The 20740-nt window shown below is 59.4% G+C and carries 19 protein-coding genes; 3 read left to right on the forward strand and 16 right to left on the reverse strand.

Annotation, left to right across the window (positions count from 1 at the left end; all coding sequences use genetic code 11):
• Positions 1-8 precede the first annotated feature (8 nt).
• The 14 genes from BW992_RS20210 to BW992_RS20275 form a co-directional block, all read right to left on the reverse strand.
• Complete coding sequence (locus tag BW992_RS20210; RefSeq protein WP_072398344.1) at positions 9-998, reverse strand: NAD(P)H-dependent flavin oxidoreductase; 990 nt, start codon at positions 996-998, stop codon at positions 9-11.
• Between the two features lie 61 nt (positions 999-1059).
• Positions 1060-1428, reverse strand: a complete 369-nt coding sequence (locus BW992_RS20215; RefSeq protein ID WP_072398343.1) for an antibiotic biosynthesis monooxygenase family protein — start codon at positions 1426-1428, stop codon at positions 1060-1062.
• Positions 1429-1456: 28 nt separating this feature from the next.
• Positions 1457-2017 (reverse strand): flavin reductase family protein, encoded by a 561-nt coding sequence (locus tag BW992_RS20220; protein ID WP_083714595.1) that lies wholly within the window; start codon positions 2015-2017, stop codon positions 1457-1459.
• Positions 2014-3183: an LLM class flavin-dependent oxidoreductase gene (locus tag BW992_RS20225; RefSeq protein WP_072398342.1), complete on the reverse strand. Its 1170-nt coding sequence runs from the start codon at positions 3181-3183 to the stop codon at positions 2014-2016. The genes BW992_RS20220 and BW992_RS20225 overlap by 4 nt, the downstream gene beginning before the upstream one ends.
• Positions 3184-3221: 38 nt before the next feature.
• On the reverse strand, positions 3222-3932 hold the full coding sequence (locus BW992_RS20230) for an RraA family protein (protein WP_076406981.1): 711 nt from the start codon (positions 3930-3932) through the stop codon (positions 3222-3224).
• Complete coding sequence (locus BW992_RS20235) at positions 3929-5119, reverse strand: isocitrate/isopropylmalate dehydrogenase family protein (RefSeq protein ID WP_076406982.1); 1191 nt, start codon at positions 5117-5119, stop codon at positions 3929-3931. The genes BW992_RS20230 and BW992_RS20235 overlap by 4 nt, the downstream gene beginning before the upstream one ends.
• Entirely contained in the window at positions 5119-6249 is a 1131-nt protein-coding gene (locus tag BW992_RS20240) for an aldolase catalytic domain-containing protein (RefSeq protein WP_231991073.1), read from the reverse strand. Before BW992_RS20240 ends, BW992_RS20235 begins: the two co-directional genes overlap by 1 nt.
• Positions 6250-6456: 207 nt before the next feature.
• Complete coding sequence (locus tag BW992_RS20245; protein WP_083526353.1) at positions 6457-7377, reverse strand: LysR family transcriptional regulator; 921 nt, start codon at positions 7375-7377, stop codon at positions 6457-6459.
• Positions 7378-7467: 90 nt separating this feature from the next.
• The gene (locus tag BW992_RS20250) at positions 7468-8658 is read right to left on the reverse strand and encodes an MFS transporter (protein WP_076406983.1); all 1191 of its coding nucleotides are present in this window, start codon (positions 8656-8658) and stop codon (positions 7468-7470) included.
• On the reverse strand, positions 8655-9656 hold the full coding sequence (locus BW992_RS20255) for a zinc-dependent alcohol dehydrogenase family protein (RefSeq protein WP_076406984.1): 1002 nt from the start codon (positions 9654-9656) through the stop codon (positions 8655-8657). The genes BW992_RS20250 and BW992_RS20255 overlap by 4 nt, the downstream gene beginning before the upstream one ends.
• A 78-nt stretch (positions 9657-9734) precedes the next feature.
• The gene (locus BW992_RS20260) at positions 9735-12908 is read right to left on the reverse strand and encodes an efflux RND transporter permease subunit (RefSeq protein WP_076406985.1); all 3174 of its coding nucleotides are present in this window, start codon (positions 12906-12908) and stop codon (positions 9735-9737) included.
• Positions 12908-13924: an efflux RND transporter periplasmic adaptor subunit gene (locus BW992_RS20265; RefSeq protein ID WP_231991074.1), complete on the reverse strand. Its 1017-nt coding sequence runs from the start codon at positions 13922-13924 to the stop codon at positions 12908-12910. Before BW992_RS20265 ends, BW992_RS20260 begins: the two co-directional genes overlap by 1 nt.
• A gap of 176 nt (positions 13925-14100) precedes the next feature.
• Positions 14101-15249, reverse strand: a complete 1149-nt coding sequence (locus BW992_RS20270; protein WP_076406986.1) for an acyltransferase family protein — start codon at positions 15247-15249, stop codon at positions 14101-14103.
• 179 nt (positions 15250-15428) lie between these two features.
• Positions 15429-16559: a serine hydrolase domain-containing protein gene (locus BW992_RS20275; protein WP_372239187.1), complete on the reverse strand. Its 1131-nt coding sequence runs from the start codon at positions 16557-16559 to the stop codon at positions 15429-15431.
• A 182-nt stretch (positions 16560-16741) separates the two neighbouring features.
• Between BW992_RS20275 and BW992_RS20280 the strand changes: the two genes are divergently transcribed.
• From BW992_RS20280 to BW992_RS20290, 3 genes are all read left to right on the forward strand, one after another.
• Positions 16742-17620: a LysR family transcriptional regulator gene (locus BW992_RS20280; protein ID WP_076406988.1), complete on the forward strand. Its 879-nt coding sequence runs from the start codon at positions 16742-16744 to the stop codon at positions 17618-17620.
• 544 nt (positions 17621-18164) lie between these two features.
• Positions 18165-18455 (forward strand): DUF3144 domain-containing protein, encoded by a 291-nt coding sequence (locus tag BW992_RS20285; protein WP_076407365.1) that lies wholly within the window; start codon positions 18165-18167, stop codon positions 18453-18455.
• Positions 18456-18578: 123 nt separating this feature from the next.
• Positions 18579-19097 (forward strand): hypothetical protein, encoded by a 519-nt coding sequence (locus BW992_RS20290; protein ID WP_076406989.1) that lies wholly within the window; start codon positions 18579-18581, stop codon positions 19095-19097.
• Positions 19098-19200: 103 nt separating this feature from the next.
• Here BW992_RS20290 and BW992_RS20295 read toward each other — a convergent pair whose 3' ends face one another.
• Both BW992_RS20295 and BW992_RS20300 read right to left on the reverse strand, forming a co-directional pair.
• Complete coding sequence (locus BW992_RS20295) at positions 19201-19827, reverse strand: tetratricopeptide repeat protein (protein WP_231991075.1); 627 nt, start codon at positions 19825-19827, stop codon at positions 19201-19203.
• Positions 19828-19901: 74 nt separating this feature from the next.
• Positions 19902-20573, reverse strand: coding sequence for a hypothetical protein (locus BW992_RS20300; protein ID WP_083532846.1), 672 nt, complete (start codon positions 20571-20573; stop codon positions 19902-19904).
• Positions 20574-20740: the final 167 nt, after the last annotated feature.

Here is a 20740-nt window from a genome sequence, read left to right on the forward strand (position 1 = left end):
CCGGATGATCAGGCGATTTTGCCGAGAGCCAGCAGTTGCTGGCTGTTGCGCAAGATGCGCGTGGTTTCGCTTAACAGGTCATGGACGATCTGGCGGGCGGGCTTGATGTCGCCTACCAGGTCCAATACTTCACCTGCCCAGATCGCCCGGTTGTCGAGATCATCAGCGAGCACCGCCCTGGCGTAGTCCTGGCGAATCGAATCCGGCGCCTCTCGCAATGCCTCGTCGCGCCCCAGCCAAGCTTGCGAGAAGCGGTTGGCAATGGCCCGGCCGCTGTAGTGCTCAGGCCATTCGATGCCACGCACCAGATCGAAGATCCGGGTGCGCACGGTGTCCGACGTGCTGGATTCGATCAGGCGCTTCTTGAACGCGGCCGAAGGCAGGGCCTCCTCGGTCGCGAGCAAGCGTGTGCCCAGCATGACCCCATCGGCACCCAGCATCAGCGCCGCTGCCACGCCACGCCCGTCTGCGATGCCGCCGGCCGCAATCAGCGGGATTTTGTCCCCGACCCGATCCTGCACCGCAGGCAACAATGGCATCAGGCCCCGGCGCAAGCTGTGCCCGCCGGCTTCGGCACCTTGGACGATCAAGGCATCAGCCCCGGCGTCCAGGGCCGCAGTGGCCTGGTCAAGCTCATGAATCTGTACGATGGCTTTCGCGCCGGCCCGATGGATGATCGGCACGAATGCGGCAGGATCGCCAAACGACAATGCGACGGCGTCTGGTCCGTATTCCAGTGCCAGGTCCAGCAGCGCCATGTTTCGGGCTACGGTGAACATCACCAGGCCAACGCCCCATGGTTGCTTCAGGTCCCGCATGGGCGCCAGCTCGGTGCGCATCCACCGCTCCTCGCCATAGCTGGCGCCGACCAGGCCCAGCCCTCCGGCCTGGGATACCGCAGTGGCCAGCCTGGCCCCAGAGGCTCCCCCCATGGGCGCGAGGACGATCGGGTGGGAAATATTGAAGGCCTGTGTAAGGCGCGTGTTTAGCTCAGCCATATCGATACTCCTGTTCTCGTGCGGGCAGGCCGTTTCGGCCTGCCCGTTCTGGCTTTGGGATTTATTCAGCGATGAGCGCCGCGGCCAGGGCCTGAGGAATGAAATCGCTCACCTGGTAAAGGTGGAACTCCCATGTCCCGGTGTCCTTGAGCCCTGAATAACGTGACATGAATGACTCGTCCTGAAACAACGAATCAAAGGCATCCTTACTGCTCCATTGGGCCTGGTTGATGACCGTTTTGCCATCGAGGCTCTTGTACAGTCGGCTCCACTGGAAGGCAGGGTAGGTTTGCGCCACGTACTGGACGGTTTCGCGCAGGACGGCGAGGGCGGCATCTTGCTGGCCCGGGTTCACATGGACGACGTTCACCAGGAAGATGGCCTGGTCTTCGCCCGATTGCGGTGCCTGGAATTGTTCGATTTGTGTCATGAGTCATTCTCCTTGGGATTGGGGCGGGTCATTGCGTCAGGCGGGCGGATATCGCCGGGCTGCCGTTTTCCCAAAGCAGTGGATTGATGCAGTCGGCGAACCGGACTGCGTCGACGCGACCGATGATCACGTCGTGGGTGCCGTAGCTGAGGTGACTGTCCAAGGTGCAGACAAGGCTCGATTGCGCATCCGCCAGGCAGGGCAGGCCCTGAATGTCTTCCCATTGACCATGGGCGAAACGTTCGGGCCCTTTGACCTGGCCGGCGAACACCGGCACCAGGTCGCTATGGGTCGCGCTCAACAGGTTGACGCTAAAGCGCCCGGATAGCATGAGCGGGCTGTGGAGGCTGGCTGAGCGGTTGATGCATATCAGCAGAGCAGGGGGGCTGGTGCTGACTGAGATCACAGCGGTCGCGACCATGCCCACCGGGGCATCGCCGTCGCGGCTGGCAATGATCGCCACGCTCGATGTCAACCTGCGCATGGCGTGCTTGAACTGATCCGCCAGTTCGCCAGAAACCACGTCCGTGGTGATCGGCAGGACCGTGACATTGCCCGTAGCACTGCGGGCCTGGGAATATCTGCTCATGCCACGGCCTCCATGATCCTGCCCGGCTTGTGCGGCGCGCGTTGGCCGGCTTGCTCCATCAAGGGCAATACCTCCTTGACGAAGCGCTGAAGCCCGCTCTGGTAGTCCAGCCAGGTCAAGTTGATGCCGTCCACCCCCAGGTCGGACCAGCGCTGCATCTGGTCGACGATCATCTGGGCGGTGCCCACCAACGGCACGCCGGCAAAACCGGCCTTGAAATGGAAGCGAAAACGCTCGGCATCGGCGGCGTCCTTGAACATGCCGCTTTGTACGCCGATCTCGCGGGTTACGTTATCCAGCGCCGCGTCGTCCCCGTGCTGGGTCACGTAGTAGTCGAGTTGCTGGTGCGCCTGGTCCAGTGTGTCTTCGTGGACGACGTAGGCGTAGACCCAGATCTGCAGTTCCCGGCCATGTTCCAGGCGTGCCAGGTCGCGATAGGCCTTGATCTGCGCGCGGATGGTGTCATCGTCATCTTCATGCTTGAGGATCAGGAACGCGGCATCGCAATGTTGGGCGCAGAATTGCCGGCCCCTTGGGGAGCCACCAGCGTTCATCAGAAACGGCCGGTTGATCGGCTTGGGCTCCGCGTAGCCTTGCTTGACGTTGAAGAACTCGCCCTCGTAGTCAAAGTACCCGTTGGCCTCCCACGCTTTTTTAGCGATCGCTATCCACTCATCGGCATGGTCGTAGCGTTTATCGTGGTCACGCTGGTGACCATTGAACATGCCCATTTCCTGGCCGAACCAACCGCAGATCATGTTCAACCCGAAGCGACCGCCGCTGATGTGATCGATGGTCGCCGCCTGCTTGGCGGCAAACAATGGGTGGACGGTGGACAAGTGTGATGTAGTGAACAGCGCGATCTGCTCGGTGACCGATGCCAGGCCTGCTGCCCAGGTGTAGGTTTCGTAGGAAACGCCCATCGGATTGCTGGCGCCTTCCCAGCCTCGCCAGCGGCCCACGGGTAGCAAAAGCTCAAGGCCTGCGCGATCGGCCAGTGTGGCGATCGCCAGGTTGCTTTGCCAATCGGCTGCCCTGTGGCGCTCTGGAACGGTGGTCAGTGTGCAACCGCCTTCGATGTTGAAACCGAACACGCCGAGTTTGATTTTGTTCTGGCTGTCGCGAACCGGATTAGGCTTGCGAATGGACACGTTTGCAGTGGTCATGTCTTGAATACTCTTTCGAATGGGGAAATAAGTCGAAATCAAGCGTTCGCCTGCTTTTCCTTGGATGACAGCCAAGGCTGGTCGTAGCGGTGCAGGGCGCGGGCCTGTTCCAGGGTGTAGCCATTGCTCACGCTCTGGATAATGTCCTTCTCTGTCTGCTCGACAGCCTGGGCACGCCGGATGACCTCTTGGGCCTTGTCTGCCGGAATTGCCAGGCAACCGCTGCTATCGCACACCATCACGTCGCCCGGATTGATCGTCACCCCGGATATCTGCACGGGTATCTGGGTTGCCTTGAGCTGCACTCGGTTTTTCGCCGATTGCATGAAGCGGGCTCGACTGAATAACGGGTAGTTCAGGCGCTGGACCGTATCGATATCCCGCGCGGCCCCGTCGATCAGCGTTCCTCGAATGCCTCGGCTTATCGCCACATGGGTCAGGATGTCGCCCCAGGTTGTGCAGTCCGTGCGCCCGGGATTGCTGGAAACGATGACCGCGTCGGGCGGCACTTCATCGATGTAATTGGCGGCGGACCTGAAGCCGTTCCGTTCCTGGACTGGCTCGTACAACACGGTGTAGGCGAAGCCGATACAACGGGTCCCTGGCACCTGCTGGTTGTTGAGGCCGGCCAGGCCCCCGGCCAGCCCCAGGCTGTCGAGTGCATCTGACAGGCTGGCGGTGTCGAGCGCCTCGCAGGCCTTGAGCAGCGCATGGTTGTTTTGCAAAGCGGGAGAAATGATGGCGTTCATGCATGGGCTCCTTTTTTCAGGCCGTGCTTGTCCTGGTCTCCGGACTGCCGGGATGTCAGCCCGTCAAGCCGCGCCACCCATTCGAGAGCTTGCTTGACGATGGCGGCCGCCACTTCGAAGGTATTGGCCGTTCCGCCCAGGTCGTAGGTGCGGCAATCACTGCGTGCGACCTGGGAGACGGCGTTGCGAATCGCCTGGGCGGAGTGCCGATGTCCGAGGTGCTCGAGCATCAGCGCGACCGACAGGAACATTGCGCTCGGGTTGGCCCGACGTTGGCCGGCGTAGGCGGGCGCGCTGCCATGGACCGGTTCGAAGTAGGCACCCTGGGCCCCGATGTTTGCGCTGGGCGCCAGGCCCAGGCCACCCATGACCCCGGCCCCGAGGTCGGAAAGAATGTCGCCAAACATGTTTTCCGCCACGATCACCCCGAAGCGCTCGGGCCGTCGGACCATCCACAACGCAACGGCGTCGACGTTATCGATGTTGAACTGGATGTCGGGAAAGTCCGCGGCAACCGACTCCAGGATCTCTCGGGCAAACGCGCCGCTGTACCGCAGGACGTTGGGTTTGTCCGCCAGCGTGACGCGCTCGTGGCCCTGCTGGCGTGCGTACTCGAAGGCAAAGCGGAACAGGCGCAGTAGTCCTGCGCGGGTTTGCAGGCGCACCGTCATCGTGGCATCGGTGCAACTCTCTCGCGACCATGGCGCGCCATTGCGTTCGCGCTCAGCCAGTATCGGTTCGAACGCCTGCGGAATGCTGGCAAAATCCAGCCCAGCATACAGGCCCTCGGTATTCTCTCGAATCACCGAAAAACGATAGCGGTTGTTGCCCAGTACATCGGTGACAGGCCGTACATTGGCAAACAGTCCAAGTTTTTGGCGAAGCTGGATAACCGGAGAAACATAGACTCGCCCGGTTCCCCTGAGTATCGATGAAAGTTCCGCTTCCGCTTCACGAAGAGGCTTGCTGGTAATCGCTCCTAATAACGTGGCGTCACTTTCATTGATCAAGTCCCAGGTTTTATCTGGAATGCAATTTCCTTCTTTCTGCCAACAGCTCCAACCGATATCCCCAAACTTTAGATCGATGGGCAATCCAAGGGCTTCGAATAACGGCAGTACCGCGTCGGTAACTTCGACGCCAATGCCGTCACCTGGCAATACACATACTTGTTGTCGCCGGCTCATTAGCGGATACCTCCGCTTGCCAGGGAGGGCGATAGAGTCGTCGGCAATGGCTTTATAGACTTTTCCGGCTTGCGGCTACCCTGTTCGTGCAATATCTGCAAAGCGTGGAAAGTTGAAGCGGGGCTGTACGCCTTTATCACATCATCCAGGCGTTGCTGAACATCGAAGGGCATGTTGTAGGTGCCCATCATGACATCTGTCAGCGACAATGGCAGGCTGCTGGCGGGCACGGTGTCGGCGGTGAGCTGGGATAAATGCAGGGCACTCACCAGGTCATAGTCATTGCGAATGCCGGCACGGTGCAGGTAGGCGACAAAAACACCCAGGTGCAGATTGCCCGCCCCCTTGCCCATGCCACAGATTGAAGCATCGATGTATTCGGCGCCGGCATCCATGGCGGCAATGGAATTGGAAAGCGCCAGGGAAAGGTTGTTGTGGGCATGGAAGCCCAAGGGGATCAGGACCCGGCTGGATATCCGAGTGATCAGCCGGTCTACATCGGCAGGTATCATGTTGCCGTTGGAGTCCGCGAACACCAGCAGGTCTGCCCCGGCGTTTTCCGCGCGCAGGCTCATATCGGAAATTTCCCCAGGACCCAGGGTTGTGACATGGGTGATATTGGCGCTTACCTGGAAGCCATGAGCCTTGGCCAGTCGCACGGTGGCCAACCCGTCGTCCAGACGGTCGCGGCGCAGGCAAACCCTGATCATCGACACGCCATATTCCTGAAGCAGCTGGAAGTCGCTGGCATCGACATTGTGCGGATGCACCATGACGCACAAGTCGATCCGCCCCGCGGCGGCGTCATGGACCGCACTCAGGTACTGGGCGTCGACAGCGCTGGTGAGCCCATGCTCGTGCTTGCGTACGAACGAACCGTTGCGGTAACCGATTTCGCAGTACGGAATGCCGGCTTCGACCATTTGAGAAATTGCAGACTGGGCATAATCAACGGTGAAGTTGAAATCATTGCGGTATCCACCGTCTCGCAGCGTGACATCGATAATCTTTATCTGGCTCATGAATACAGTCCCTTTTTCATGTTTCGAAGGCACGCAAGTGTGCCGCTTTAACTTCGAATAAGCAGAGGTAACCAGGAGTAACAATGTCTTGCGCAGCCGTATACGCATAACGATCAGCCGACAGTGGCGGCGTTATTGGCGTAAAAGGCAGGGGGATTATTATTATAGGAATGTAACGGTTTTCTACGAGGTCATGATTTCAGCGAAAACTCGTTCGCCTGACCTGATTCGATACTGGACAACATTCCGCAGATTGTAAACAGGTTGTTTTTAACAGCTGCTGTTAAAAAATTCCCAGTCGGGTCGAACCTTTTATTAACGATGTTGCTGTGCAAAGCAATGAATGATGAAGTCCATCATGGCCCTTATTCCGGGAGCCGTTCGCATGTCGCGATGGACCACCAGCCATAGCTCAGCATGTAACGGCCGCTCTTCGATCGAGACCCTGTGCAGGCCGCTTTGAGGATTGGCCATGAATACGGGGAGCAAGGCGATACCGGCGCCGGCCCTGGCCGCTTCGGCCTGTACATCGAAGGATTTGACCCTTAGCACCACTGGCCTTTGGCCCGCGGCATTCTCCAGCCAGATGCGCTGAGGGGAGGGTTCTTGTTCATCGTCATGGGCGATGAATTCATAGGCTGAGGGGGCACGGCCCTGGAGATAGGATTGCGCGGCGAAAAAACCGAAATCCAGGGTGCCGATCTTCCGCACGACCAGGTCCGTCTCGGTCGGTCGTCCGACGCTGATCGCGATATCCGCTTCGCGCCTTGCCATGGAGGCCATGCGGGGGTTGGACAGGATCCGCACGTTGACGCCAGGACATTGCTCCCTTAGCTGACCGAGACGGGGCGCAATGAAATGCGTCGTCAGGTGGGGAGGTGAGCTGAGGGTAATGTCTGCGACTTTATCGGTGCGGATCGCGCAGACCGCGCGGCTCAGCGCGCAGGCAGTTTCCTGCATGCGGTTACCCAACTGGGCGATCCGCTCGCCGTTTTCGGTCAATTCGTATCGGTGGCTGCGCCGGTCCACCAGGCGTATTTTCAGTGCCGTTTCAAGGGCCGCTATCCGCCGTGAAACAGTCGCGTGTTCGACGTTTAACGACCGCGCTGCGGCAGCCAGGGAGCGTATTCTCGCGAAGGCGATGAAATACCGAAGGTTCTCCCAATCGAACTGGGTGCTGTCCACAGGGAAATCGACGGCCTGCGAGGCGGTGAGTGAAGTGCTGCTAACATCCATATCGTAACTCCGTCCGAGTGGTTCTGACCGATAAAAACTCCGCTGAGTTCGAGAAAGACCGTGGCAGGCCACGGTCTCCGAGGAATGACTTTAGTGCAAAACCGCCTGGGTTTCCGACGCAAGGCCTGGTTGTCGGGCTCCATACACAAGCACCTTGGTCGCGATTGTCGCAGCTGCCAGTGCACAGAAAACCAGCCCGCTGACGATGGTTCCTTCCATTCCCAAGCGTGCGAGGAACCAGCCGCCGGCGGTTGCACCGAGCGTCACGCCCAAATTGATGAATGAAATGTAGAGTCCCGTCACAAACTCGGGAGCCTCCGGGGCTTCGGAGGTCAACCATACCTGCGTTACGATCAGGCCACTGGTGTGTGTGGCGCCCCACAGCACGACGATCAACACCATCGGCAAAATGGCTGCACTGGCGAAGAAATGGAGGATCAGGTAGGACGCACCCAGCATGATCGGATGCATCAGCGTGGTACTCACTTTGTTCCTGGACAGCAAGCGGCCCGCCAGCAAATTACCGGCTACACCTCCCACACCAAAGAGGATCAACATGGCGCTGATCACCTCACCGCTCATGCCGGCTTCACGAGACAGGTATTCGGCGCTGTAGGAGTACACCGAAAACATCGCACCGAAGATCAGGGTGGAGGCCAGGATATTGAGCCACAGCGTCGGTTTGCGCAGGATAGCCAGCTGTTCCCCATAAGGGGTTCGCTGTCCGGCAAAGGTATCGGGTAGCCGGGCGATGATGCCGAGGCCGGCGATCACATTGACTGCGGTGCAGAACAGAAAGGCCGCCTCGTAGGAGAAGCGTGCGGCGATCCAGGTGGTGATAGGCACGCCCAGGACCATGCCCATGCTGGTGCCGACAAACGCTTTGGCCGTCGCTTGCGTAGCCTGTTCCTTGGGATAAAGAGACACCGCTGCGACAAAAGCCAGAGAGAAATACACCGGATGGAAGAACGCCGGAATGATCCGCAGGACCGCAAGCCATCCGTAATCGGGCGCATAGGCCGACAAGGCGCTGGAACCGGCAAAAATGAACAACGACAGGGTCAGGATCCGCTTGCGGTTGTAACGTGAAAACAACAGCACCATGAAGGGGCCGAATACCGCAATGATCAGGGCGAACAGGCCCACCAGATAGCCCGCCTGAGAGGCGCTGACGCTGTAGCGTTCGATGATCACCGGCAAGATACCGACTACGCCGAACTCGATGGTGTAGACCCCGAACAAACCCAGCGCGATGAAGAACAACGGGTTGAACATTTTCATGGCCGGTCCTCCAGGGTCACGATGACTTTGCCGAACTGCTCACCGGCCTCCAGGTATTCATGGGCCTCGACGATCTCGTCGAAGGTAAAGGTTCTGGCGATTACAGGGGACAGGCTGCCCTCGATCAGGCCGCTGGAGACGAACGCCTTGCCTTGGGCAAACAGGACCGGGTCGTTGACGATTTCGTGCAGCAGGTAGCCTCGCAGCGTGAGGCTTTTCCCTAGCACGGTGAACAGCGGAAAGGGCGAGGGCTCGCTGCTCAAGGCTCCGTACTCGATGATAATGCCGCCGCGACGGGTGGCATCCGCCAACGGCTCGATAGCCGGACCGCCCACTGGATCGAAGACAACCCTGGCGCCATCGCCGGCCGTGATCTCCCCGACACGTACCGCCAGATTTTCCTTGTCGCTGACAATCACATGAGCGGCACCGGCCGCCAGCAGCTTGCGGACCTTTTCCTCGCCACGGGTCACCGCGATAGGTATCGCCCCTACACGGTTGGCAATCTGAATGGCAGCCAGGCCTACACTGCTCGAAGCGGCGGTTATCAGCACGATGTCACCTGCAACCAGTCCGGCGACGGGCAATAACGCGCCCCAGGCCGTGAGATATTGCATCCAGACGCCAGCGGCCTGTTCGAGGCTGAGGCTGTCCGGATGTTTGACCAGCATCGCCGCCGGCACCACCGCCTGCTCGGCATAGGTTCCCCATCGAGCGATGCTCGAAGGGGGAACGAGGCTGACCGGATCGCCTATCTCAAAATCGTGTACGGCATCGCCTAAGGCTTCGACAAAACCGGCTGCTTCGTACCCCAGCCGGCTGGGAAACTCAGCCTGCTCAAGGTACTGGCCGCGCCTGAACATGGATTCGGCGCGGTTGAGACCGATGGCTTTTACCCGGATGCGGACCTCATCAGGGCCTGGCTGGGCGACCGGTAAATCCTCGATTCGCAGGACCTCTGGATCACCATACTCATGGAACCGAACGACACGTGTCATGGCATTTCTCGCAAGGGTTGGGGACGTTTGCAGTCTAGAGGCGCGCCGAATGCAGAAAAACGCGCTGGAGTTCCGGTGTTAACGGATGTATGTGTCCGCAATGGGAATTGACCGGGCCTGGGGTAGCCGGCGGCCAACACTGCGAACCAGGACGTAGAAGAGCGGGGTGAAGAGCAATCCGAATGCGGTCACGCCCAACATGCCGAAGAACACCGCGACGCCCATCGCCTGGCGCATTTCCGCTCCGGCTCCGGTGGAAATCACCAGGGGGACGACGCCCATGACAAAGGCAATCGAGGTCATCAGGATCGGCCTGAGCCTCAACTTGCTGGCCTCCCAGGCGGCGCTCGACGGGGTGTGCCCCTGGCGTTCCAGATCCCTTGCAAATTCGACGATCAGGATGGCGTTCTTGGACGCCAGGCCCACCAGTACCATCAGGCCTATCTGGGTGAAAATGTTGTTATCGCCTCCGGTCAACCAGACGCCCGCGAGCGCCGAAAGCACCCCCATCGGCACGATCAGGATCACCGCCAGCGGCAGCAGGAGACTTTCGTACAGCGCCGCCAGAACCAGAAAAACCAGGAGCGTGCTGACCGCCAGCACCCAGGCGGTCGTGTCACCGGCCAGCCGTTGCTGGTAGGTCAGGTCGGTCCATTCCATACGTACGCCCTGGGGCAGGGTCTGCCGGGCGATGCGCTCGATGGCTGCTTCTGCCTGGCCCGAAGAGTAACCGGGGGCGGGGGCGCCGTTGACGTCCGCCGCTGTAAAAGCGTTGTAATGCACGACCATTTCCGGCCCATAGCCGGGATCGACCGACAGCAGCGTCGACAAGGGCACCATGTCGCCGTAGGCATTACGAACCTTCAAGCGTTTGATGTCTTCGGGGTGGGCCCTGAACGGCGCATCGGCCTGCGCCCTGACTTGGTAAACACGCCCGAAAAGGTTGAAATCGTTGACGTATAGAGATCCCAGGTAAATCTGCAGGGTCTCGAATACATCGGTTACCGAGACGCCGAGCTGCTTGGCTTTGACCCGATTTAGATCGACGTCCAGTTGGGGCACGTTTATCTGGTAGCTGGAGAAAAGGGGGCCTAATTCCGGCGCCTTGGCAGCCTCGGTCATGAAGGCTTTGACCGCGCTGTCGAGTGCGACATAACCCAGGCTGGCGCGGTCCTCGATCTGGAGTTTGAACCCGCCCAGTGTTCCCAGCCCAAGGACGGGGGGCGGCGGGAAGACCGCAGTGAAGGACTGCGCAATCTTGCTGAACTCGGCATTGAGTTCTGCCGCTATCCGGTTCGCCCCCAACTCCTCGCCGGAACGCTCGGCAAAGGGTTTGAGGATGACGAAGATGATCCCGGAGCTTGAAGAGTTCATCAGACCGTTGACGGACATGCCGGGAAACTCGAGGGTGTGGGCAACGCCAGGATGTTTCAGCGCGATGTCGTTCATTTGCTGGATGACCTGCTCGGTTCGATCCAGCGAGGCACCGGCGGGCAGTTGAGCGAAACCCACCAGGAACTCCTTGTCCTGGGCCGGAACGAACCCCGTCGGTAGCGTGTGGCTCAACCAGGCGCAGGCACACAGCAGAACCGCGAACACCGCGAACGTCCTGCCCTTGTGCGCCAGCACACCGTGTACGCCGGCACCATAGTGCTCCTCGGCTTGCTTGAATCGACGATTGAAACCTTTGAAAAAACGCCCCATGACTTTGTCGATTCCACGTTCCAGCGGATCCTTTGGCGCGCCGTGTGGCTTGAGCAGCAGGGCGCAGAGGGCCGGGGAAAGTGTCAACGAATTGAATGCCGAGATCACCGTGGAAATGGCTATGGTCAAGGCGAACTGGCGGTAGAAACCGCCAGAAAGGCCGGGCATGAACGCCAATGGAATGAACACGCAAACCAGCGTAAGGGTGATGGCGACGATGGGTTTGCTCACCTCTGCCATTGCCTGGTAAGTGGCCTGGTGCGGTGACAACCCTTGGCTGATGTTGCGTTCGACATTTTCCACCACGACGATCGCGTCATCCACGACGATGCCGATCGCCAATACCAGGCCGAACAGTGACAACGCGTTGATGGAGAATCCGAACGCCAGCAAGAACGCCAGTGTGCCGACGATGGATATCGGCACAGCCAGCAATGGAATGACCGAGGCGCGCCAGGTTTGCAGGAACACGATCACCACCAGCACCACCAGCACGATGGCTTCGAACAGAGTGCTGATCACCGCATCGATACTGGAACGGACGAACTGGGTCGGGTCGAAGACGATTTTGTAATCGACGCCTGCCGGCATATCGGCCTTGGCTTGAGTCATGATTTCCCGAGCCCGGGCTGAAATGTCCAGCGCGTTGCCGCCCGCCATCTGGAAAACTCCGAAGCCTACCGCCGGCTGCCCGTCGACTAGCGAGCGAAGCGCGTAGGTGGAAGCGGCCAATTCGATCCGGGCCACATCGCGCAAGTACGTCACGCCCCCGTCCGGTACCGTCTTGATGACGATATTGCCGAATTCCTCTTCGGTTTTCAGCCGACCTTTGGCGTTGACCGAAAGCTGCAGTGGAACGCCCGCGTTCATGGGCGACGCGCCTATGACGCCGGCCGCGACCTGAATGTTCTGTTCTCGTATGGCCGCCACCACTTCGCCGGCGGTGAGGCCTCGCTGTACAACGCTGTCGGGGTCGATCCAGATACGCATGGCGTAGTCGCCGCCGCCCCAGATGCGCACTTCGCCGACGCCAGGGATACGTTCAAGCTGGCTCTTGATGTTAAGGATGCCGTAGTTGCGAAGGTAGTTGGCGTCGTATTCGTTGTTGGGCGACACCAGATGAATCGCCAGGGTCTGGGTCGATGACGATTTGCTGGTGGTGACGCCAAGGTTCAACACGTCGGCCGGCAGGCGTGGGAGCGCTTCGGAGACACGGTTCTGTACCAACTGCTGAGCCTTGTCGGGGTCGGTGCCCAGCGCGAATGTCACATTGATCGCCAAGGTGCCATCGCTGTTGGCCTGCGATTGCATGTACAGCATGCCTTCCACGCCGTTGATACGCTCTTCAAGCGGCGCGGCGACGCTCTCAGCCACCACTTTGGGGTTGGCACCTGGGTATTGGGCGCTCACCACGATCAACGGCGGCACCACATCGGGGTACTCCGACACTGGCAGCCGCGTTAGCGAGAGTATCCCGGCCAGCAATACAAGAGCGCTGAGGACGCCGGAAAAAATCGGACGGTCGATGAAAAATCCGGAAATGTTCATCATTGTTGCGCCTGTGGTTGGGAAGGCGCACGTACCGGAGCAACCTGGGAGCCCGGTGTCGCCAGGTGCAGGGAACTCACGACCACCTGCTCCTCGGGTGAGATGCCCTGGTCAATGACCCGTAGCGCACCCTGACGTATCCCGGGCTTGACCTGGCGATACTGGACGCGGCCCTCGGCATCGACCACCAGTACGTACTTTTTGTCCTGGTCGGTGCCGATGGCGCTGTCGTCGACCAAGGTTGCCGGGCGGCTGGCACTGCCTGGCAGCAGGACCCTGGCAAACAGGCCCGGGCGCAGCTCTCCGTTGCTGTTGTCGAAACTGGCCCTGACGCGGATAGTGGCTGATCGAGTATCCAGCCGGTTGTCCAGGGAGCTTAGGTTGCCCTTGCGTGGATAACCCTCTTCGTGGGCCAGCCCGAGCATGACGGGTACCGGATCGCCTGCGGGGCGGTTGCCCAGGTAGCGCAGGAAGGTTTGTTCATCCACGTCGAAGTCCGCGTAGATCGGAGAGATGGACACCAGGTTCGTCAGGGCTGTGGAGCGCTCTCCCACGTCAACGATATTTCCCGGTGTCACCTCCACCCGTGAGGCGCGACCGTCAAATGGCGCGAGGATGCGGGTGTGCTCCAGGTCGAGTCGGGCCAGTTCGACCCTGGCCTGGGCTTCATTGACCCTGGCCTGAGCTTCGTTGGCGCTCTGTATGCGCTTGTCCAGGTCGGTTTTCGCGATGGCATTGCTGGTGATTAAATGCTCGTAGCGCTGCAGCTCTTTCTGCGCAAACAGACTCATCGACCTGGCGGCCACCAGCGCGGCTTGGGCTTGTTGCAGCGTCGCGGCATAAGGACGAGGGTCGATCTCGAACATCAGGTCGCCTTTGCGCAGCAGCGCGCCGTCCTTGAAGTGCACACTGATGAGCGTACCGGCCACCAGAGGCTTTATGACTACGGTGTCGGTGGCGACCAAGCGACCGGTGTAGCTCTGCCAGTCGACGACATCTCGCGTGATGGCGCTCATCACTTGCACCTGAGGCAGCGGAGCGGGGGCGCTTTTAGCCTGGGCTACCGGGGCCCGCATGCTGATTGCGAAGCCGGCGATTAGCGCCAGCGCCAATAAGCCGAGTGCCCAAACGGGCACGCCGCTCAACCTGCGAATAAACGATGACATGGCTAGCATCCTTTCCAGTGGAGAAATCAAACCTGAGGAACACTCATTGGTCGCTCGATCGGCTTGGCTTTGCCCCAACGTCGCATGGCGGGCCGCTCGACGAAGGCGAAAAGCAGCCAGCCCCCCAGGATCGACAGGCAGAACGTGGCCGCGAGAATCAGAGAGGCCGGTACTACTGCGAAACGTTGTCCATCCAACAGCGAAGTCACGCACATCATGATCAGCAGGTGGACCATGTAGAACCCGAACGAGATCTCTCCCAGCCAGACCATCAGTGGATGACGAAACCAGGACTTGAGCTGCGCGACGTCGGCGGCAGCCAGGCTGGTGATCAGCAAGGCAATCGGAATGACGGTGGTGAGTGACAGGCTGTAGATGAAGGGCATTTCTCCTGCGAGGAAGTATGTCGCCGCCGCCAATGCCAGCGTCGGTGCGACCGGGATCGCAATCCAGCGTCCCGTCATCAGGATGCGGGCCATCAACATGCCGAGAACGAACTCGAACAACCGTAGCGGCGGAAAGTAGTAAGCCAACCACCACTGGCTTAGGGAGATGGGGTATTCGGCGATCTGCGGTGCATCGTCGACAACCTCGGCGATGAGCCAGTGGGTCACAGCCATCGCACAGACTGTGAGGCCCGCGGTCAGCCAGAGGCGGTCCTCGCCGACCTTCCACAAGGCGCGCAAGAGAAACGGAAACGCCAGGTAGAAAACCAGTTCACAACACAGGGACCAGGAAGGCCCGTTGACACTCAGGAACACCGACATGTCCGGGACCCAGGCATGAACCAGCAGCAAGTTGGGCAACCAGGCACTCACGGCTGTCAGCGGTACAGCGAACAAGATCATCGCCAGGACGAAGGTGACCAGATGATTGGGATAGATCTTCACCAGGCGACGGCGCCAGAACGCCCCAAGCGTATCGTCCCTGCGGGCCGACCAGGTTATGACGAAACCACTGAGGACGAAAAAAAACGATACGCCAAGCCAGCCCCCCACGCTGAACAAGCGCTGGAAGCCGGCGACAATGTGCTGGTCGGCAAAGGGGTTGAATCCGATGATCTTTGTCAGTGAGGCGTGAAAGAAGAACACCAAGGCAGCCGCGACAAATCGGAACCCCGTCAGGGAGTCCAGGCGTACGTTGGCATGGTTGTGATACAGGCGTGAATGCGTCATGAGTCGATACCTTTCAATAAAGATCCGCGGCGCTGTCGAAAGCCCAGGCGCCTGGTCAATTCCATGGGGCAGGTAGCCAAAAAAAAGCTGGACAACTCAAACTGCATTCGCATGAAGGCCGGCTCTCAAGCCGGTCTTTTCATCATGAACTCCTTATCGCCGCGTGAACCTTTGGCCATTCAGGCACCGTATACGGCGTTGCATAGATCGACGGTGAACTGCCCGAACATGCCTTCGAACGCCGTGTTGGTGAAGGCCACCACGCAGATCTGTTGCACCGGATCGACGAACCAGGAATGACCGAAAGCCCCACCCAGACGCCACGTGCCAACGGACTCGGTCGTTTGTGCGGCCTGCGGGTCAGTCAGCACGGTGAATCCCAGGCCGAAACCACGGCCAGGCCAATTGGCGAGTTCCAGATTGCCGGTCTGGACACTTCCCATTTCTTTCGCAAGGGTCGCTGGCATGAGCGGCCCACCACCCTGGCGCAAGGTTTCGAGCAGGGTCAGGAACTCTTCGGCGGAGCCGATCATGCCGGAGCCTCCCGATGGATAGGCACTGCTATCGAGGGCCCGATCCGCGTCCATCCGGATACCTGCAGTGTTCTCGAATACTTCGATCACTTCGACGCCATTCATGCGGCGTGGAACGGGATCGGCATTGAGGTAGGCGGCTGTCAGGCGGGAGGTGTCGACGACGTTGAAGCGGGTGTCGGACAGGCCGAGAGGCTCGCACACCAGTTGATTGACTGCTTCAGCCAGGCTACTGCCGCATACCCTGGCGATGAGGGCTCCCAACACGTCGGTGGCAATGGAATATCCCCAGTTGGTGCCGGGGCGATAGAGCAACGGCGCGGTCGCCAGCCGCCGGATGTTTTCCTCCAGGGTCAGCGGTGCGCTCTCCAGCCCGTCACACACACCGGCCTGCGCGTAGGCGCCGCCACCCTGGGCTTCGAGAAAACCATAATTCAGGCCTGCTGTATGGCTGAGCAATTGGCGCACGCTGATAGACACCCGAGTGCCGTCCGCCAGGGTCGGCTGGAACTCCGGTAGCCAGCGGGCGATAGGGTCATCCAGGCCAATGCGGCCTTGGGCAACCAAGGCCAGGGCGGCCGCCGAGGTGATAGGTTTGGTGACCGAGGAGAGCCGGAACAGGGCGTCGGTGCGCATCGGTATCCCGGCCTCTCTGTCGGCCAGGCCCACCGCGTTTCGATAGGTGATTTCGCCACGGCGGGCAACCAGTACGACAGCTCCCACCAGGCGTTTGTCTTCAATGGCGCTGCTCAGCGCAGCGTCAATTCGGGCCTGCATAGGGTCAGTGGCGATAGCGCTGGATAACTGAATGGATGCTTTGGCGGTCATGATCGCGATTCCCTGCTGTGATAGACGGTTGTCATGCTAGGTCGCAGACGGCAGGGGAAACAGAGGCTAGAATTCCGGACACATCGGACGTTTCGTTCCGCAATCAAAGCGCCAATACTCAAGGAGAGAGCGTGGACAACCTCAGCGGTATCTCGGTTTTCGTCCAGGTCGCCGAAACCCGTAGTTTTGTCGCAGCCGGTCGGCAATTGGGTGTGTCGTCATCGGCCGTTGGCAAAAGCGTCGCGCGCCTGGAGCAGCGCCTGGGAGTCAGGCTGTTTCATCGCAGCACTCGAAGCATCAACCTGACAGCGGAGGGCATGCTTTTCCTGAACCGCTGCCAGCGTGTGCTCAATGAACTGGAAGCAGCGGAGCTCGAGCTGTCCAGCTCCAGCAGCGAACCCCGTGGCAAGCTGCGCGTGAGCCTGCCCTTGGCAGGGCAGTTCCTGTTCACTTTGTTGTCCCGCTTTGCCAAGCGATACCCGGACATCCATTTGGAGCTGGACTTCAGCGACCGTCTGGTGGATGTCGTGGAGGAGGGCTTTGATGCCGTGGTCAGAACCGGCGAATTGAACGACTCTCGTCTGGTGGCGCGGCGATTGGGCGCCTTCCGTTTCCTGCTGGTGGGTGCTCCGGCCTATTTCCAGGCCCAGGGCGTGCCCTTGGACGCTGGCGACTTGAGCAACCATGACTGCTTGTTGTACCGAGTGCCTTCCACCGGGAAGCTCGAGCGCTGGCCGCTACCGGATAAAACTCACAATGGCGCGCAGGATTTGCCGGCAGTGCTGGTTTGCAACAACATCGACATGCTTTTCAACGCCGCCATGGAAGGTCGGGGCATCGCCTGCCTGCCGGAATTTGCCGTCAAGGATGCCCTTGAGTCCGGAGAGTTGCAGGCGGTGCTGACCCAAGAGGTCACCCGCACCATCCACTTCAGTGTGCTGTGGCCGCCGAACCGCTTCATCACGCCCAAGCTGCGTTGTTTCGTAGATTTCATCTCCCTGCATATGTAAGTGATCAACCGTCTAGATCCGATGACAGTTCCTTGAGGAAATCCTGGATCTTGTCTTCGTCGATTTTGACGTTCAGCGTCTTGCAGAGATGATCGGGTCACCCTGCACGTGAGCGTAGCTGTCACCGAATGCGTGGATCAGGAACCCCGGTTCCCAGCCAGGCACCTCGAAGTTTGGCCATCCTTGCCGTAGTAGGGGATCAGTACACCCAAGTTGCCCGCCGACAAAGAGTGGACCTCGGATTGCCGGCCTGGATCGGCCCGGGGCACTTTGAGCCTGTGAATCTCTGGCGACGTTGAAGAACAGCCGTATAGCAGCGCAAAAGCAACCTTTCCATAACTATCGAAATAACCGGATTGGTTGACCAATTCGCCCAGCGTTTCGCACGTGAGGCAGGGTTTGATGGTGTTGAAATCCACGGCACCATTGGCTGCGAAGATAAGTATTCCTTTGACTGGTCTCGCCGGGGCTCGATGGAGGCAGCTGCAATCCTGCCGCGCAATATGCTCCAATGGCATCCTTCATTGAATATCGAGACCTCATCATGGCTGACGCCTCCGACCAAGCCTTCTACGACCGTGCAGACGCCCATATCGAACTGTCCAACGAACAGATCAAGACCCATGGAGATCTCGGTGGGGTCAGCGCCTCAATGATGTTCGGCACCACTCGTTTCAATGCTTGGGCGAGCGCGCAGAACTTCAAGTCTGGTGCCGAAATGGCTGATGCTCGGGAGGCGCTGTTGAAGTATTTCTGCGATCAGTTCCGGCTGATGCTCGAGGATAATCTTGATGATCACATCAACAATTTCAGCCAGTACATGCAGGTGAAATAGGTTCTGGTGCCGGCACATCCAGACCTACTCGCATCTGCACTCAATCCATTACCATTGAACCGCTTTTCAACAGTCCCAAGTCTCCGACTGGCTAGGGCACCCGATGGAACCAGGGAGAAAGGGATGTACGTCAAACAAAAGTATGGCCGGTTCATCTTGCTGGCCGGCGCGTTACTGGTCAGCGGTTGCACTTCGTTTCTACAGGGCAAGCAATATGTCATCCCCGGACCCGCTGACCCTTCAGCAACGGTTCGCCTCAAGGCTGGAGGAGGGGCGAGGCTGGATGCCATGACCTTCAGCGATAATGGATGCTATGCCGGTTATACGGTCCTGCCCTCCAACGGGGAACATATCGAATCACGGGTTGCCGTGGACAAAGAGCTGATCCTGACCTATTGGCAAGTCGCGGGTAGCAGCGCTTGCAAGATCCCGTTCTCCTTCAAGCCACAGAACGGAGCCACTTATACCTTGATTTCGGGCTCCTGGACCGAGCCTAAGGCTGGCATTCTTCCGATCTTCAACCGTGACGAGTCTTTCTGCGGGGTGGCCGTCATCAAGAAGGTCGGTGAACAGGAAAATATCGAACCCATTCAGCAACTGCGGATCAAGACCGGGTTCGGGTGCCTCAGGTTCGTCAAATAAAGACATTGAGGCCAGTGGCAAAGCAGAGGGGGAGTGCAATGACAATAACCATGGCACTGCGCCCCCAAGATCGAAACTGCCCGACATTAAGCCGGCTCAGCCATTACGGTACGGAAACCCCGAGTTCGGCGAGCTTGGCCTTATGTTTCTCCAGCAGGTATTTCTTGTCGACCAGCGCCAGGAATTTCTTGAAGTCGGCCCTGGCATCATCCTTCGCCCCCAAATGGTCGTACGCGACCCCGCGGGTGTAATAGGCCCAGGCATAGTCCGGCTGGCGTTCAAGGCCGGCGCTGAAGGCTTCGGCGGCCTCTCGGTATTGGCCCAGGTCCGTCAGGGCCAGGCCCAGATGATAGTAGGTCGGCATATGGAAGCCGGAGCCCTTACCGGCTTCTCCCAGTCCGTTGTCGAGGTTGTACTGCACAAGTTCGAGTGCTTTCCTGGGGTTGCCGGCGTCACGATACATCGCGCTCAAATCCAGGTTCGCCCGCGGATCTGGCTTGACTGCCAGTTGGATGGATTTTTCCTTGGCAGTCACGGCTTGGGAAAATTGGTTGAGGTTGCTGTGGGCTTCAGCCTGCACCGCATAAATCACGCTTTGCAGCGAGGCGGGCAGTGTATTTTTCTGCAAGCACAGATCACCTTCCTGCAGCACCAGGGTGTAGTTTTCGGCCTTGAGCGCCTTCAATTGATTGGAGCAGTGGGCGAGATTGGCTCTTTGCGGATTCTGCATCCCGGCGCATCCTGTAAGGAGGAGGGAACAAGCGATCAGTGCGGACCAGCGAGCATTCATGGAAAACATCCTTGTCAGTCGAGCAGATGAGCGTTGAGGTCAGGGCGATAGACCTGCAGCAACGGCGCGGTCACGGTGCCTTGTAGCGAGCAGAACACGGTGGTACGTCCTGCGAGCGGCGGTTTCATGTCGCCCGTATCGACCATCAAGGCGCGGTCTACGAAACCAAACGGAGTAGCAACCCCCGGGCCGGTCAACCCTTCGGTGCGCCATTGGCCGATCGGATCACCGATGCGACGGATTTCGGCGCGGGTGATGGCTTGGCCCTGGCTGGCGAAACGTGCGTTATCGACAATGAGTGGCTTGAGTTTCGTGGCCACCTCTTGTGGCGAGCCATCTGCCACGAATCCCCAAAACAGAAAATTGCCGACGTTTTTGATGGTTTGGGCCTGGTTGTAGTAGCCGACCATACGCACGCCATTGATGATCAGGGGTGTTTCGAAGTGCTGGTAAGTGCCACCTTCCTGCAACGGATCTCTGATGGTCGGCGCCTTGACCGAGCCGTAATCACTCAGGCGCAAGGTAGCTGCAGGGAGACGGGCGTCGCGCAGGCTTTCGAAGAAATGTGCATCGCAGCGAGAAAATTCGCGAAACAGTTGCTCGGGCGTGGTGACGGGCTGAGCCTGGGCCGTAAAGGCGGCGGCGACGGCGAGTAAGGCAACGCCGGGGAGAACAGAGCGGAACATTGAAATCATCCGTGAGACAAGAATGAAGGCTGTCGGCCTATCAGGGGCGAACTTTAGTAAGACGGGGCGGAGGAGGGGTTAGCGTCGGCGTCTCAGAATAAAAGATCGGGTCTGGTCGAGGATGGCACAGCAGAAATTTTCAATAGATCACTACACATCGTTGGGGT

Origin of the sequence: Pseudomonas sp. 7SR1 (assembly GCF_900156465.1) — a bacterium.
Classification (GTDB): Bacteria; Pseudomonadota; Gammaproteobacteria; order Pseudomonadales; family Pseudomonadaceae; genus Aquipseudomonas.